12 protein-coding genes and 2 pseudogenes are annotated in these 16,046 nt (G+C 62.3%); 9 read left to right on the forward strand and 5 right to left on the reverse strand.

What is annotated here, in order from left to right; translation table 11 throughout:
* Positions 1-32 precede the first annotated feature (32 nt).
* From benC to BGP85_RS04680, 8 genes and pseudogenes are all read left to right on the forward strand, one after another.
* Positions 33-1,043, forward strand: a complete 1,011-nt coding sequence (gene benC, locus BGP85_RS04650; protein ID WP_103447456.1) for a benzoate 1,2-dioxygenase electron transfer component BenC — start codon at positions 33-35, stop codon at positions 1,041-1,043.
* A 77-nt stretch (positions 1,044-1,120) separates the two neighbouring features.
* Positions 1,121-1,882 carry a 1,6-dihydroxycyclohexa-2,4-diene-1-carboxylate dehydrogenase gene (locus tag BGP85_RS04655; protein WP_103447455.1) on the forward strand — a complete coding sequence of 254 codons (762 nt, stop codon included), beginning with the start codon at positions 1,121-1,123 and terminating at the stop codon, positions 1,880-1,882.
* Between the two features lie 66 nt (positions 1,883-1,948).
* On the forward strand, positions 1,949-3,271 hold the full coding sequence (locus BGP85_RS04660) for an MFS transporter (RefSeq protein WP_103447454.1): 1,323 nt from the start codon (positions 1,949-1,951) through the stop codon (positions 3,269-3,271).
* 29 nt (positions 3,272-3,300) lie between these two features.
* A pseudogene (locus tag BGP85_RS29035) lies at positions 3,301-3,411 on the forward strand (hypothetical protein); the annotation flags it as partial.
* Between the two features lie 3 nt (positions 3,412-3,414).
* A pseudogene (locus tag BGP85_RS29040) lies at positions 3,415-3,579 on the forward strand (muconolactone Delta-isomerase family protein); the annotation flags it as partial.
* A 38-nt stretch (positions 3,580-3,617) separates the two neighbouring features.
* A complete protein-coding gene (catA, locus tag BGP85_RS04670) occupies positions 3,618-4,532 on the forward strand; it encodes a catechol 1,2-dioxygenase (RefSeq protein WP_103447453.1) in 915 nt (304 codons plus the stop codon).
* A gap of 97 nt (positions 4,533-4,629) precedes the next feature.
* A complete protein-coding gene (locus BGP85_RS04675) occupies positions 4,630-5,829 on the forward strand; it encodes a benzoate/H(+) symporter BenE family transporter (protein WP_103447452.1) in 1,200 nt (399 codons plus the stop codon).
* A gap of 53 nt (positions 5,830-5,882) precedes the next feature.
* The gene (locus BGP85_RS04680) at positions 5,883-7,133 is read left to right on the forward strand and encodes an OprD family porin (protein ID WP_103447451.1); all 1,251 of its coding nucleotides are present in this window, start codon (positions 5,883-5,885) and stop codon (positions 7,131-7,133) included.
* Positions 7,134-7,235: 102 nt separating this feature from the next.
* Here the strand turns inward: BGP85_RS04680 and BGP85_RS04685 are convergent, their stop codons facing one another.
* The 5 genes from BGP85_RS04685 to BGP85_RS28830 form a co-directional block, all read right to left on the reverse strand.
* Positions 7,236-8,246: an aldo/keto reductase gene (locus tag BGP85_RS04685; protein ID WP_103447450.1), complete on the reverse strand. Its 1,011-nt coding sequence runs from the start codon at positions 8,244-8,246 to the stop codon at positions 7,236-7,238.
* A gap of 80 nt (positions 8,247-8,326) precedes the next feature.
* Entirely contained in the window at positions 8,327-9,847 is a 1,521-nt protein-coding gene (locus tag BGP85_RS04690) for an FAD-dependent oxidoreductase (RefSeq protein ID WP_103447449.1), read from the reverse strand.
* A gap of 113 nt (positions 9,848-9,960) precedes the next feature.
* The gene (locus BGP85_RS04695) at positions 9,961-11,289 is read right to left on the reverse strand and encodes an MFS transporter (protein WP_103447448.1); all 1,329 of its coding nucleotides are present in this window, start codon (positions 11,287-11,289) and stop codon (positions 9,961-9,963) included.
* 236 nt (positions 11,290-11,525) lie between these two features.
* Positions 11,526-13,313, reverse strand: a complete 1,788-nt coding sequence (locus BGP85_RS04700; protein WP_103447447.1) for an RHS repeat-associated core domain-containing protein — start codon at positions 13,311-13,313, stop codon at positions 11,526-11,528.
* 108 nt (positions 13,314-13,421) lie between these two features.
* Positions 13,422-14,660, reverse strand: a complete 1,239-nt coding sequence (locus BGP85_RS28830; RefSeq protein WP_181005065.1) for an RHS repeat protein — start codon at positions 14,658-14,660, stop codon at positions 13,422-13,424.
* A gap of 249 nt (positions 14,661-14,909) precedes the next feature.
* On the opposite strand from BGP85_RS28830, the gene BGP85_RS04710 reads away from it, so the two are divergent.
* Positions 14,910-16,007: a sugar diacid recognition domain-containing protein gene (locus BGP85_RS04710; RefSeq protein ID WP_103447446.1), complete on the forward strand. Its 1,098-nt coding sequence runs from the start codon at positions 14,910-14,912 to the stop codon at positions 16,005-16,007.
* Positions 16,008-16,046: the final 39 nt, after the last annotated feature.

Raw genomic sequence — 16,046 nt, forward strand, 5'->3', positions numbered from 1 at the left:
CGCCGCGGCCAGGCTCGCCCGTGAGGTGCAACATGAGCTTCCAGATCGCGCTTAATTTCGAAGACGGGGTCACCCGCTTCATCGAGGCCAGCGGCCATGAAACCGTGGCCGATGCCGCCTACCGCCAGGGCATCAACATCCCGCTGGACTGCCGCGACGGCGCCTGCGGTACGTGCAAGTGCAAGGCCGAATCCGGGCGTTACGACCTGGGCGACAACTTTATCGAAGACGCCCTGAGCGAGGATGAAATCGCCGAAGGCTACGTGCTGACCTGCCAGATGCGCGCCGAAAGCGACTGCGTGGTGCGCATTCCGGCCTCGTCACAACTGTGCAAGACCGAACAAGCCAGCTTCGAGGCGGCCATCAGCCAGGTGCGCCAGCTGTCGGCCAGCACCATCGCCTTGTCGATCAAGGGCGAGGCACTGAGCCGCCTGGCGTTCCTGCCGGGGCAGTACGTCAACCTCAAGGTGCCTGGCAGTGACCAGAGCCGCGCCTATTCCTTCAGCTCGCTGCAGAAGGACGGCGAGGTCAGCTTCCTGATCCGCAACGTGCCAGGCGGCCTGATGAGCAGCTTCCTCACCAGCCTGGCCAAGGCCGGCGACAGCATGAGCCTGGCTGGCCCATTGGGCAGCTTCTACCTGCGGCCGATCCAGCGCCCGCTGTTGCTGCTGGCCGGTGGTACGGGCCTGGCGCCGTTCACGGCGATGCTGGAGAAGATTGCCGAACAGGGCAGCGAGCACCCGCTGCACCTGATCTATGGGGTGACCAACGATTTCGACCTGGTCGAACTGGACCGCCTGCAGGACCTGGCGGCGTGCATCCCCAACTTCACCTTCAGCGCTTGCGTGGCCAACCCTGACAGCCAATACCCGCAGAAGGGTTACGTGACCCAACACATTGCGCCGCAGCACCTCAATGACGGCGACGTCGATGTGTATCTGTGCGGGCCTCCGCCGATGGTCGAGGCGGTGAGCCAGTACATCCGCGAGCAGGGCATCACCCCGGCGAACTTCTACTACGAGAAGTTTGCAGCGGCGGCCTGAGTTTACTTGGGGCCACCGGCATCGTGCGGGTGACGGTGGCCTCCTTTTATTGACTGCGGGATTGAAAGGAGATCGACGTGAACAACCGATTCCACAACAAGGTCGCTTTGGTCACCGGCGCCGCCCAGGGCATCGGCCGCGGCGTGTGCTGGCGGCTCAAGGCCGAAGGCGCGCAGGTGGTGGCGGTGGACCGTTCCGAGCTGGTCCACGAACTGGCCGGGGAGGGCATGTTGACCCTCACCGCCGACCTTGAACTGCATGCCGATTGCGCCCGGGTCATGGCCACGGCGGTGGAAACCTTCGGCCGCCTCGACATCCTGGTCAACAACGTCGGCGGCACCATCTGGGCCAAGCCTTTCGAGCATTACCAGGTCGACCAGATCGAGGCCGAAGTACGCCGCTCGCTGTTCCCGACCCTGTGGTGCTGCCACGCGGCGCTGCCGTACATGCTCGAACGCGGCAGTGGCGCCATCGTCAACGTCTCGTCGATCGCCACCCGTGGGGTCAACCGCGTGCCGTACGGCGCGGCCAAGGGCGGCGTCAACGCGCTCACCGCGTGCCTGGCCTTCGAAACCGCCGGCCGCGGCATTCGTGTCAACGCCACCGCGCCAGGCGGCACGGAAGCGCCCCCGCGCCGGGTGCCGCGCAACACCAGCGAGCAGAGCGAGCAGGAAAAGGCCTGGTACCAGCAGATCGTCGACCAGACCCTCGACAGCAGCCTGATGCACCGCTACGGCAGCATCGACGAACAGGTCGGCGCGATCCTCTTCCTGGCCTCCGACGAGGCCTCCTACATCACCGGCGTAACCTTGCCGGTGGGGGGCGGTGACCTCGGCTGAACCCTCCCCATGCAAAGCCCCCCGGCAAAGCGTTCCTCCAAAACAACAACAAGAGAGACAGATGCCATGCGAACCCTTGACGTACACCCGATCATCGATAACGCCCGCTTTACACCGTTCCACTGGCTGATCATGGCTCTGTGCGGCCTGCTGCTGATCTTTGACGGCTACGACCTGTTCATCTACGGCGTCGTGCTGCCGGTGATCATGAAGGAGTGGGGCCTGACCCCGTTGCAGGCCGGTGCGCTGGGCAGCTACGCGCTGTTCGGCATGATGTTCGGCGCCCTGTCATTCGGCAGCCTGGCTGACCGCATCGGGCGCAAGAAAGGGATCGCCATCTGTTTCGCCTTGTTCTCCGGGGCGACCATCCTCAACGGCTTTGCCAGCAGCCCCGGCGAGTTCGGCATCTACCGCTTCATCGCCGGCCTCGGCTGCGGCGGCCTGATGCCCAATGCCGTGGCGCTGATGAACGAATACGCGCCCAAGCGCGTGCGCAGCACGCTGGTGGCGATCATGTTCAGCGGTTACTCGCTGGGCGGCATGCTTTCGGCAGGTGTCGGCATCTTCATGCTGCCGCGTTTTGGCTGGGAGTCGATGTTCTTTGCCGCTGCGGTGCCGCTGCTGCTGTTGCCGGTGATTCTCTATTACCTGCCGGAGTCCATAGGCTTTCTGGTGCGGCAGGGGCGTACCGATGAAGCGCGCCAGCTGCTCAAACGCCTGGACCCGGATTGCGATGTGCAGGCGGATGACGCGCTGCAGGCGACGGACCGCAAAGGTGGCGGCAGCACGGTGCTGGAACTGTTCCGCAATGGCCTGGCCATCCGCACTTTGGCCCTGTGGCTGGCCTTCTTCTGCTGCCTGCTGATGGTCTACGCGCTGAGCTCGTGGCTGCCCAAGCTGATGGCCAACGCCGGCTACAGCCTGGGGTCGAGCCTGTCGTTCCTGCTGGCCCTGAACTTCGGCGGCATGGCCGGGGCGATTCTCGGTGGCTGGCTGGGCGACCGCTACAACCTGGTCAAGGTCAAGGTGGCCTTCTTCATCGCGGCGGCGCTGTCGATCGGCCTGCTTGGCGTCAACAGCCCGATGCCGGTGCTGTACCTGCTGATCTTCATCGCCGGCGCCACCACCATTGGCACGCAGATCCTGCTGTATGCCGGTGCTGCCCAACTCTACGGCCTGTCGGTGCGTTCCACCGGCCTTGGCTGGGCGTCGGGCATCGGCCGCAACGGTGCCATCGTCGGCCCGTTGCTCGGCGGTGCGCTGATGGGCATCAACCTGCCGCTGCAACTCAATTTCATCGCCTTCGCCATCCCCGGTGCGATTGCCGCGCTGGCCATGGCCGTGCACCTGGCCAGCGGCCGGCGCCAGGCCCATCTGGCGACGGCCTGATTATTCACTGACTGAACTGGAGCTTTTGCATGACAAGCCCGACCATCGAGCGCATCGACGCGATCATCGTCGACCTGCCGACCATCCGCCCGCACAAGCTGGCGATGCACACGATGCAGCAGCAGACCCTGGTGGTGCTACGCCTGCGGCGCATCGCCGGGCACTACGCCAACTACAGCGTGTTCGACGTGCCCAGCGTCGAGGCATTGCACGACACGCTGATGCAGCTGCCGCTGTTCCCGTACATGGAAATCGAGGTCGACGGCCTGTGCCGCCACCCGTCGTCGATCCACAGTGACGACCGCTGATTCAACCCTTTGCACAAGAACACGATGAGGTAACCATCATGACCGTGAAGATTTCCCACACTGCCGATATCCAGAAGTTCTTCGAAGAAGCCGCCGGCTTTGGCAACGACCAAGGCAGCCCGCGCCTGAAGCGCATCGTCCAGCGTGTGCTGCAGGACACCGCGCGGCTGATCGAAGACCTGGAAATCACCGAGGACGAGTTCTGGCACGCCGTCGACTATCTCAACCGCCTCGGCGGGCGCGGTGAGGCCGGGTTGCTGGTGGCAGGCCTAGGCATCGAGCACTTCCTCGACCTGCTGCAGGATGCCAAGGACGCCGAAGTCGGTTTGACCGGCGGCACCCCGCGCACCATCGAAGGCCCGCTGTATGTGGCCGGTGCGCCGCTCGCTGAAGGTGAAGTGCGCATGGACGACGGCAGCGAGGAGGGCGTGGCTACCGTCATGTTCCTCGAGGGCCAGGTGTTCGACCCTCAGGGCCAGCCGCTGGCCGGCGCCATTGTCGACTTGTGGCATGCCAATACCCGTGGCACCTACTCGTTCTTCGATCAGCGCCAGTCCGAATACAACCTGCGCCGACGCATCATCACCGATGCCGAAGGCCGTTATCGTGCGCGCTCCATCGTGCCGTCCGGTTATGGCTGCGACCCGCAGGGCCCGACCCAGGAATGCCTGGACCTGCTCGGTCGCCATGGCCAGCGCCCGGCCCACGTGCACTTCTTCATTTCGGCGCCGGGGCATCGCCACCTGACCACGCAGATCAACCTGGCCGGGGACAAGTACCTGTGGGACGACTTCGCCTACGCCACCCGTGACGGGCTGGTGGGTGAGGTGGTGTTCCATGAAGGGGCAGAGGGGCGCCATGCCGAGTTGAAGTTCGACTTCCAGCTGCAGAAGGCCCAGGCCAATGCGGATGAACAGCGCAGTGGTCGGCCACGGGCCTTGCAGGAGGCCTGATACATCGCCTTGGCTTCTTCGCAGGCCTGCCCGCGAAGAAGCCAACACAGAACAAGAGCCAGCCACCAAGGCCGGCCGATGCCTTGCGAGAAGTCTCATGAAAACCCTGCTCAAGGACTGCTCTCTGTCAGCCCTGGTCGCCGGCTGCATCGCGACCCTGATTTCCTACGCCGGCCCACTGGTGATCATCTTCCATGCCGCCGAAGCCGCCGGCCTGTCCCACGGCATGCTGTCGTCCTGGGTCTGGGCCGTGTCCATGGGCAGCGCCGTACTTGGTGCGCTGCTCAGCCTGCATTATCGGGTACCGGTGGTGATCGCCTGGTCGATCCCGGGTTCGGCGCTGCTGGTCACCGCCTTGCCCCAACTCGGCCTGGAACAGGCTGTAGGTGCCTACCTGGTGGCCAACCTGGTCCTGCTGCTGATCGGCATCAGCGGGGCCTTTGATCGAATCATCGCGCACCTGCCTGGCTCCATCGCGGCGGGCATGCAGGCCGGCATCCTGTTCAGCTTCGGCACCGAAGTGTTCCGGGCATTGCCGGTGCAGCCGCTGCTGGTGCTGGCGATGTTCGCGACCTACGTGCTGATGCGCAGGCTGCAATCGCGCTATGCCGTGGCAGCAGTACTGGGTGTCGGCGCCATGGTGACGGTGGCCAGCGGTGCCTTTCGCAGCGAGGCGCTGGTGCTGGAGCTGGCCTCGCCACAGTGGATCACCCCGCAGTTCAGCCTGGCGGCGACCTTCAGCCTGGCACTGCCCATGGTGCTGGTCGCACTCACCGGGCAGTTCATGCCGGGCATGGCGGTGTTGCGCAACGCGGGCTATGCCACGCCGGCCAGCCCGCTGATCAGTGCCAGCGCACTGGCCGGCGCGCTGCTCGCACCGTTCGGTTGCCATGGCCTGAACCTCGCGGCCGTCACCGCCAGCCTGTGCACCGGTCATGAAGCCCATGAGAACCCGCGTCGGCGTTACATCGCGGCGGTCGCCGGCAGCGCGCTGTACCTGCTGCTGGGGATTGCCGGGGCGACGCTGATGTCGCTGTTCGCCGCGTTCCCTGCCGCGTTGATCGCCGCGCTGGCCGGGCTTGCCCTGTACGGCGCCATCAGCGAGGCACTGGCGCGCAGCCTGGCCGAGCCCAGCGAACGCGATGCCGGGTTGTTCACCTTCCTGGTCACCGCCTCGGGGGTGTCCTTCCTGGGCCTGTCGGCGGCGTTCTGGGGGCTGCTGTTCGGCCTGCTGGCCCATGGGCTGCTGCGCCTGCGCCGCCCGCAACCCCGCGAGGTGCTGCGCCGCAATTCCTGAAAACCCGTGTTCCCGCGCTTTATCCATAACAACAAGATCAAGAGAGCTTCGGAATGAACCACACCCCCTGCGTCGCCATCGGGCTGACTTTGCTCAGCCCCTCCTTGCTCGCGGCCGAAAGCGGCTTCTTCGAGGATGCCAAGGCCAGCCTCAGCGCCCGCAATTACTACTTCAGCCGTGATTTTTCCGACATCGTTGGGGCCAACCAGCAGTCCAAGGCCGAGGAGTGGGCCCAGGGCTTCATCCTCGATTTCAAGTCCGGCTACACGCCGGGCCCGGTTGGCTTTGGCGTCGACGCCCTGGGCCTGCTCGGCATCAAGCTCGACAGCAGCCCGGACCGGGTCAACACCGGTCTGCTGCCGGTGCACGGTGATGGCCGCGCGGCTGACGAGTACAGCCGCCTGGGCCTCGCTTTCAAGGCTCGGCTGTCGAAGACCGAGCTGCGCGTGGGCGAGTTGCAGCCCAACCTGCCGGTGCTGACCTTCAGTGATATCCGCCTGCTGCCGCCGACCTACCAGGGCACCAGCATCAGCTCGGCGGAAATCGACGGGCTGACCGTGCAGGCCGGGCACCTGACCAGCACCCACCTGCGCAACGAGGGCGGCGATGGCAAGATGAACGCCATGCTCGGCCATGTGCCCCAGCGCCAGGCCGAAAGCGATGCCTTCAACTATGTGGGCGGTGACTATGCGTTCAACGCCAACCAGAGCAGCGTCAGCCTGTGGTACGGGCAGCTTGAAGATATCTACCACCAGGGTTTCCTGGGCCTGAAGCACAGCAAGCCGGTGGGGGACTGGGTGCTGAGTGCCAATCTTGGCTATTTCACCGCCCAGGAGGATGGCGATGCGTTGCTGGGCAAGATCGACAACCAGGCGTTTTTCTCGATGTTCACTGCCCGGCTGGGTGGCCACAGTTTCCACGCCGGCTACCAGGGCATCTATGGCGACAGCCCGTTCCCACGGGTGTTCGCCAACATTTCGCCGTTGGGCAACGAAGTGCCGACCTATGAGTTTGCCTATACCGACGAGCGTTCGTATCAGCTGCGTTACGACTACAACTTCGCGGCCATGGGTGTTCCAGGTCTGACGGCGACGGTGCGCTATATCACCGGGAACAACGTCGACACGGGCAAGGGGTACGAAGGCAAGGATCGCGAACGCGATCTGGATATAGGCTATGCCGTGCAGAGTGGGGTGCTGAAAGGGCTGGGCATCAGGGTTCGCAATGCCATGGCGCGCTCCAACTACCGCAGTGATATCGACGAGAACCGGCTGACCCTGGTTTACACCTGGCAGCTGTTTTGAGGCATCGCCAGCCATTGTTGTCACACAAGGCTCAAGTCATGCGCCAGGGCTGGCAACCAAATCCGCGCCTACAGTTGCGAAGAGGCTGGGGCAGGAGAATGATCAGCGACGCGCCAACCGCCCACTGACAAAGTGCGCCACATCATTGAACCCCGGCGTCGACGCATGCCCCGGCGTCACCAGCGAATCGATGAATGCCTCGTCTTCGGCTGTGATCTTCACTTCCAGTGCGCCGCCATAGGTATCCCACTGCGCCTCGGTGCGTGGCCCGACGATGGCCGAGCTGACCAGCTGGCTGTTGAGCACCCAGGCAATCGCGAACTCGACCAGGCCCACGCCCTTGGCCTGAGCGTAGTCCTGCAGCTGCCGGGCAATGGCCAGCGACTCCTGGCGCCATTCCACCTCCATGATGCGCTTGTCCTGGCGTGCAGCGCGGCTGCCCGCTTCGGGCTCGGCCCCTGGCGCATACTTGCCGCTGAGCACACCACGGGCCAGCGGGCTGAACGGCACTACGCCCAGGCCGTGATACGTGGCAGCGGTCATCTGCTCAGGCTCCGCCTGGCGGTTGACGATGTTGTACAGCGGCTGGCTTACCACCGGCTTGGCCACACCCAGGCGCTCGGCGAGGTTGCAGAGCTCGGCGATGCGCCAGCCACGGTAATTGGACACCCCCCAGTAACGGATCTTGCCCTGCTGCAACAGGTCGCCGATGGCGCGCACGGTTTCTTCCAGCGGCACCTTGTGGTCTTCGCGATGCAGGTAATAGATGTCCAGGTAGTCCAGGTGCATGCGCGTCAGCGTGGCATCGATGCCATTGAAGATGTGCTTGCGCGACAACCCGCTGCGGTTGGGCAGGCCATCAGTAGGCCCCATGCCGACCTTGGAGGCAACGATCCAGTCCTGGCGGTGGCGCGCTACCGCTTCACCGACGATCTCCTCGGAGCGTCCGGCGTTGTACACGTCGGCGGTGTCGATGAAGTTGATGCCCTGGTCCCAGGCCTTGTCGATGATCCGCAACGCATCCTCGGTGCCGGTCTGCTCGCCGAACATCATGCTGCCCAGGGTCAGGGCGGAGACTTGCAGGCCGGATTGGCCCAGGGGACGGTAGATCATGCCGAGTATCCTTTGCGGGGAATGATCCGGTTGTTTTACACAGAACCGACGGGGTTTAAAAGGGCACAGGGGAGGTGAAATCAGCCAATCAGCGCGAGGGCTTCATTCAGGCTCAAGGGCCGCTTCATCCGTTGTGACAGCGTCGCCATGGCATCCGAATAGCCCTTGGCTACCACCGCCTGGACTTGGTCTCCGACACACTGCAGGGCAACGAAATCGCCTTTTTCCGGCTCACCGACGAACTCGATGCGGTCCCAATTCCGGGCATGTCCCAGCACCTCGTAGGTGCGCCCGTGCTGGTAGGTCCAGAAGAACGGCACATCGTTGTAGCGCCGTTGCTCACCCAGCATGTTGGCCGCCGCAATCACGCCGTGCTGCTGGGCCAGCCGCCAGTGCTCGATGCGCACCGGCTGCCCTGCGTGGGGGAAGGTGGCGATATCGCCAGCGGCCCAGAGCCCATCGGCAGCATGCAGTTCTGCATTGACCGACACTGACTGGTCTTTGGCCAATTGCACACCTTGCACGAACGCCGTGGCCGGCTTCACTCCCGTTCCGAGTAGCACCAGGGAGGTGCTCAGCCGCTCGCCATTGGTCAATTGCACGGCTTCGACCTTGTCTTCGCCCAAAAAGCGCTCGACTTCGGTCGGGCCGTGGAACACCACGCCCTTGCGCTCATGCAGCTCGCGAATGCAGCGCCCGATACGCTCGCCCAGCTGTTTGGCCAACGGTACTTCGTGACGTGTGACCACATGCACCTGCGCGCCATACTTTCGAAGTGCCGAGGCGGCTTCGAGGCCAATGAAGCCGTCACCGACGATCACCACCGGCTGCCCAGGTTCGGCGGCATCGAGCAGGCGCGCGGCATCCTCGCGCGAGCGCAAGGTCATGATGCCGGGTAGGTCGACACCCGGCAGCTGCGGGCGCAGCGGCTTGCCGCCGGTGGCCAGCAGGGCAGCGTCGTATTCGATGTGCTGGCTGTCGGCGAGGGTGATCTGGCGCTTTTTTGCATCCAGCGCACGGACCTTGCCGAAGCGCCGGTCAAGCTGGCCCTTGCGCAGCTGATCGGGCTCCAGCAAGGCAGACACCTCGTCGGGCGCCATCTCCCCAGCGATGACGAATTTGCTCAAGGCGGTGCGATCGTAAGCGGGCTGCCGTTCCTGGTCGAGCCAGATCAGGTGCCCGCCGAAGCCGTGGTCGAGCAGCGTGGCCACCGCCGCCGAGCCGGCGGCACCGGCACCGATCACCACGAAGGTGCGGGCATCGCTGTGGCGCGGTGACTCGCTCTGTGGCAAGGGTTGGTCATCGACCCATACTTCGCCATCCTTGACCCATGCCCGATACCTGCGCAGACCCGTCAACGCCGGCGGTTCGCACACCGCGCCTTCATCGACGGCAAACGCGGCCTTGTGCCAGGGGCAGACCAGCAGGCCGCCGCAGATGACGCCTTCCTCCAGCGGCGCGCCTTCGTGCGGGCAGTTGCCCTGGTAGGCATGGACCTGATCGCCCTGACGGACGAGGATCATCTCTTCGTTGCCGGCCTGGACGCGCAAGGGGCGCCTGGGATCGAGCTGTTCGAGGCGGGCCACGGCGTGCTGGGTCATGGGGCTTCTCCAAAGGGGGCTTTGGAACCATTTGACGCCTGGGACGGGAGGGGGATGCGTTGAGCTGACGATCGGTGTTCTTGTGTTCGCCGCGGGGTTTGCACCCCGGTGCCTCAACTCACCCGAGCAGTACTCAACGCCCCAGCCCGGGTAACCCGCAGGGCCACCAAGCTACCCAGCACGATCAGCGCGGCCAGCGAATACAGCGCAACATCGGTAGACCCAGTCTGGTCCTTGATGAAGCCGACCAGGTACGGGCTGAGGAAGCCAGCCATCTGGCCCACCGAGTTGATGATCGCCAGGCCCGCCACTGCGGCACTGGCGCTGAGCAGCGCGGTCGGCATCGGCCAGAACATCGGCAGGCCGGTGAGGGCGCCCATGGTGGCGATCGACAGGCCGAGGATGGCGATGGTCGGGTTGGCGGCGAAGTTGACTGCGATCAGCAGGCCGACGGCGCCCATCAACATCGGGACTACGAGGTGCCAGCGGCGTTCGTTGCGCAGGTCTGCCGAGCGGCCGCAGAGGATCATGAACACGCCAGCAAGCAGGTACGGAATGGCGCTCAGCCAGCCGATCAGCAGCGGGTTGTCAAAGCCCATGTTCTTGATGATCGACGGCAGCCAGAAGTTGATCGCGTACACGCCGCTCTGGATGCAGAAGTAGATGAAGCCGAAGGTCCAGATCAGCGGGTTGGCCAACACGGCCATCACGCTGTCGCCGGTGGCGTTCGGTTTGCTGGCGGCGTCGGCCTCGAGGTCGGCGGCGATCAGCTGGCGTTCGGCCGGGCTCAGCCAGGCGGCTTTCTGGTAACCATCGCTGAGCAGTTTGATGGCCAGTACACCGAGAGCGACGGTCGGCAGGCCCTGGATCAGAAACATCCACTGCCAGCCGGCCAGGCCATGCTGGCCAGCGGCGAAGTGCTGGAGGATCCAGCCGGAGAACGGCCCGCCGAGCAGGCCCGACACCGGGATCGCCGACATGAACAGGGCCATGATGCGGCCGCGACGGTCAGCCGGGAACCAGCGCGAGAGGTACAGCACCACCCCGGGGAAGAAGCCTGCCTCGGCCGCACTGGTCAGCAGGCGCAGGGTGTAGAACTCGGTGGGGGTGGTGACGAACAGCAGGCAAGTCGACAGGCTGCCCCAGGCGATCATCATCGCTGCAATCCAGCGCCGCGGGCCGAAGCGGTTGAGCGCCAGGTTGCTCGGCAGGCCGCAGAGCACGTAGCCGATGAAGAAGATGCCGGCGCCGAGGCCGTACACGGTTTCGCTGAACTTCAGTGCATCGAGCATCTGCAGCTTGGCGAAACCGACGTTGACGCGGTCCAGGTAGTTGAACAGGTAGCAGATGAAAATGAACGGGATCAACCGCAGGGTAATGCGCCGGTACAGCGCGTTGCGGGTGATATCCGTGCCTTGGTCAGGGGCGGGGCTGTGTGCCATGATTGTGGTCTCTGTTGTTATGGTTGTCGCCGCGTCGCCTGTGCCGGCGCTCGCCCTGACGAGTCTCGGGGACGGCGGTGCGCCTGTCTTTGTGCTTTTGCACAGCGTATCGTGCATGGTGCTGTGCCTTCCAACAAAGGCAGAGGGTGTATGCGCTCCAGTAGCCATCAACCCAACCGTCGGATTACAGTCAGGTACGAGATCGGCCCGATAGCTATGGCTGCGATTTATTGAGGTTAATGTCGAACATGGCTAACTATTCGTTGGGCCGGATTGGAGCGGTTCTTAATGACCAGCGCAGGATTCACTAGGCTGTGCTCGAAGGCAGCCAGTGCAAAATTCAGAGCTTCCGCAGGCGACGGTGACGTTGGGTAATTCTTACGCTCAAGCGCGGAAGTTATAATGTCGCTCACTCTTCCCGCAATGCTGCTCTGCCCTCGTTTATTCTCTACGGGGGAAAACTCCCTATAATCAACCCCCTTGAACAGCCTCATCATCCCGACAGTCGGATGATCAGCCATGGTGTCCTCCACCTCTATGCCTGTGCCAGCCAGGTTCTTTTCGTACCTTGACCTCAGGTATGTCATTACTAGCTTGGCTGACTGTTGGTCTTGCGTGTGAAGGTACAGTACCGCACTTTCAGATACGTGGCCGATCTTGTCGTGAGCAGCGATTTTGCTTTGCCTTACGTATTGGGGTAGTGCTGTTGTGGTATCTGCCACTGCTGCGCTGAGCTCATTTATATATGCTTTCTTTACTGAGATATTGAGGCGGGATTTTGTGCTGTTTGGCCGGTCTTCTGCATTGTTAGGTATCATTCGAAAATATAATACGCGCTGCGTCGGTAGCTGCTGGAGCTGATGGCTTTGTGCGTTCAGCTGTCTAAGTTTTACATGGCGTTTCGCCTGAGGGTAAATGTCAAGGTATGACTCGAACTGTTTCGCCAGTTTCGCCATGTAATTGACTTGTATAATTGATTCTTCGCGGGTCATTTTCGGTGTTGTTTCTTGGCTGGAGCTTAACTCGTGATAGTGCGCTATAAGTGCTCGTGCGTCCAGTGATGGCTGTTCCCAGGCCCATTGGGTGAGCGTCAGAAGCGATTCATAAGCCGAATCCTCCCCTTGTAATCCTTCGTTGTCAGTCAGCGTAGAAGGATTATTGCGACAGAATCTAAATAGATTGAGTCCATCAATGCTAGCGGCAGGATCAGCACTCAACCATCTTCCCGCCCAAGGCTGGTAATACCTAAAGCCGTAATAATAGAGCCCCGTGGCATCTCGCTCTTTGCCTGAGTATTTAAACACCTTGTAGTCTGCTTCAACCTGGCTTCGCGCCATGAACATGGCAGTGCCGCCATAGGGATAGTATTCTTCGAGGCTGATCACTTTACCTGCGCCATCGAGTTCCAGGTCACTGCTGCCATTGAGTAGAGGGTAGCTGTATCGCAGTTGATCATTATCAATGTTTTCCGGCCTACCGCTCATCCAGTGCAGTACGCGCACATGCGCAGCGCCGGCAGCGGTCATGCCTATGACATGCAGCGCTTCCTCGAGGTTGCCATCGTTGAGCCTGTGCCGCAGTTCGAGTCCTTGTAAATAGATGACCTGCCGCGTCTGTCGGGTGTCTTTCAACTGCTGGCGAGTGATCTTCAGGCTGCGCTGGCCTTGCGCATCATACCGGTAATACTCACCGTCGTTGATTGCGTCAGCGCGTGTGAGAGGCTCGACGCTCGATAATTCACCACGTAGTGTCCAGTTCAGTTGCTGGCCAGGTTGCAAGGTTCTCTGTTGCCCGGCTGCGGTGAACAACAGGTCTACTTCAGCGGGGTCTTCCGTCAGTGTACTCAGCACACCCCGGTTGCTTCGGTCGCTCAAAGTGATATTAGTGGTGTACCGATTGCCCGTTGCGCCTGCACTGTGCCTCATGCGCAATAGGTTGCCAGCGCCGTCATAGTCGTAAGTGCGGGTATAGTTTGTATAAGTACTGCTGTCGAAGCCAGAGGCTGGAACGGGTCCTGAATTCATAGAATAAGCGCAACGCTTGAAACGAGAGGCAGAGAGCCAGCCACCGGTAGAATCCAGGCTCTCACACCGAAGGATTCAAGCGCAGATGACTAAGTAGCGAGGATCAATCTACGCCCGCGCAAGCGCTTGGGCTGGAAGACGCCGTACGAAGTGCATACAGGGGTGAGCGTTGCACTTATGTGTTGAATTCAGGGGTGAATGACGTTCATGCCAACGTGCATTTGCCATTTCCCGTCCGGTAGCCTTGACCAGTTGGTAAAGACTGTCATAGCTGTATGTGTTCCCTGCGACCACTTTCTGGTTGCGCCAGAAATGGACCTTTTGCGCATCATTGCGCACCTTGGTTACGTTACCGACAGGGTCGTAGGTGTAAGACAAATCTTGCAGGACGCAGGCGCCAGCAGCATGCCCAACAGGGCGCTCCGTTCTGTTGCCAGCCAGGCGTTGCGTATGCGCTTGGTAATGAAAGGTAGTCACTACACCATTGCCGTGCACCTCGCGCAGCTTTGCACCGATGGCCGAATGGGTTACGGCCTGGACGATAACTTGCTCCGTAGTGCCATGGAGTGTCAGTGAGCTACCGCAGGGTAGGCCCGCCAAGTCATATGTCATGCGTTGGCGATTGCCTGCGGCATCGACACTAATCAGCGTAGCTCCGACAACATCTGTGGTGGTCAGCGAGGTATACGTAGCTGAACTCAGTGCGTTATCCCAAAAAACCATGCGATCAGGGTTCTGGGCATCTTCAAGCAAGCGGCGGGTCACTGAACTAGGGACACCCGTCAGGGAGATACTGTCCGTCTGTACAAATCCTGCTGGGTCAAAATGGCCAACTTTCTGCCCGCACAGGTTCAAGGCCTGTTCGATTGGAGTGCTCCCGCCATAGATCAAACGTTCTGTGTCTCTGGCAGTTTCACCGCTGGCCTGTTCGCAGATGCATAACAGGCGTCCGGGCAGACCTCTATCTTCGTAATACCAAGTGTGGGTCACGGCCTGCAGATCGCCTGCCAAACCCTCGTCAGAGATACCGATATTATTGACTGCTAAAAGCGGCTGTCCGCCGACATTGCTGAGTGACAGGAGGGTCCCGTTATCCACACCCTGTGCGCGAACGACATTGCCGAGCAGCTCAGTTTCGTAGTTGAAGTTCGTCAGCCCGGTAGCATGCAGACGCGGGTCCGCGCTCCAGGTCAAAAAACCGTGAGGGCTGTAGAAGTGGTGGCTGATTTGCTCAGACCTTGTAGCCGGTGCGTCCGGATGGCAGTGGTAGGCGACGTTGCGTACAGCAAAGCCACGGTTGTCGGTGACTGTAATGGTGGGCGTGCTGCTCAGTATCGGTTCAGCCATCGTTACGCTCCATGAGTATGGCGGGACGCCAATGAATCCACTTCATCCTTATCGAGTGTAGTTCTTCAGGAAGCTTCCAGTTGGCCCGTTTCAGATGAGCGAGTCGGCTTCACAGGGTGCACTTGCCCAATGCCTGTCTTTGTCCGCCTTGGTCTAGAGCAACGCCGTATGCCATCATCTGAGTCATAGTTATATGGCTAACGTTCCTCATGGGCGATGGCTCCAAAATCCTTCTGCAAGGACTCTTGAATGTTCGAACTGGACCATGACCTGGCGCAGGATATCGTCGATCGGGCGATGGCCATTCTGCCGTGCAACGTCAACGTCATGGACAGCCAGGGGCTGATTCTCGGCAGTGGCGAGTCGGAGCGCATCAACACCCGCCACGAGGGTGCGCAGCTGGTGTTGGCCAATGGCCGGGTGGTCGAACTGGACGTGGACGCGGCCAAGTGCCTGAAGGGCGTGCAGCCTGGGGTCAACCTGCCGTTGATGCTCGACGGGCGCCTGATCGGCGTGCTCGGCCTGACCGGCGACCCGCAGCAACTGCGCACCTACGGCGAGCTGGTGCGCATGACCGCCGAGATGCTCCTGGCGCAGCGCCATCTGCAGGTCGAGCAGCAGTGGCGGCGCCAGCGTTGCGACGACCTGCTGGCGCTGCTGCTCGGCGGCAGCGGTGATTCGCCACGGTTGCTGGATGAGGCCCAGCAGTTGGGCCTGAAGCCCCAGTTGCCACGGGTGCCATGCCTGTTTGAACTGCAATCCGGGCCGCCTGCCGAGACGCTGTCGGCCTGGTTGATGAGCCGTTACCCAGAAAGCTGGTGCGTGAGCCCTTCGCGCGAGTCGCTGCTGTGGTGCCGGCCGGCGGGGTTGGTGCTGGATGAAGCACGCCTGATCGAGCGCCTGCGGCGCCACGGCTGGGAGGTGGAACGCCTGGCCCTGGGCAGCGCGGCGCAGAGCCTGGAACAGCTGCGCCGGGGCTACCGGCGGGTGCGTGACTTGCTGGCCTATGGCCGCGAGGTGTTGCCGAAGGAGCAGCTGCTGAGCCTAAGCCGCTACCGCTTGCCGGCCTTGCTCTGGCGCCATCGCAATGAAGACGCGCTGGATGAGTTGCTCGAGCCGTTGCTACGCCTTCGCGCCCGCGATGCCAGCGGCCAGTTGCTGACCACGCTGCGCGCCTGGTGCGCGCACGATGGCCAGAGCCAGGCCTGTGCCGATGCCTTGGGGATCCACCGCAACAGCCTGCGCTACCGCCTCGAGCGCATCGCCGAACTGGGCGAAGTGGACCCGTTGCGCCTGGAAGGCATGCTCAGCCTGTACCTGGGGCTGCAACTGCTACCGGCCGATTGAGCGCTGCCAAAGGCATTTGCCCAAACAACGTCGCCGGCC

The sequence above is a fragment of the Pseudomonas putida genome (assembly GCF_002906855.1).
Taxonomy (GTDB): Bacteria; Pseudomonadota; Gammaproteobacteria; order Pseudomonadales; family Pseudomonadaceae; genus Aquipseudomonas; species Aquipseudomonas putida_N.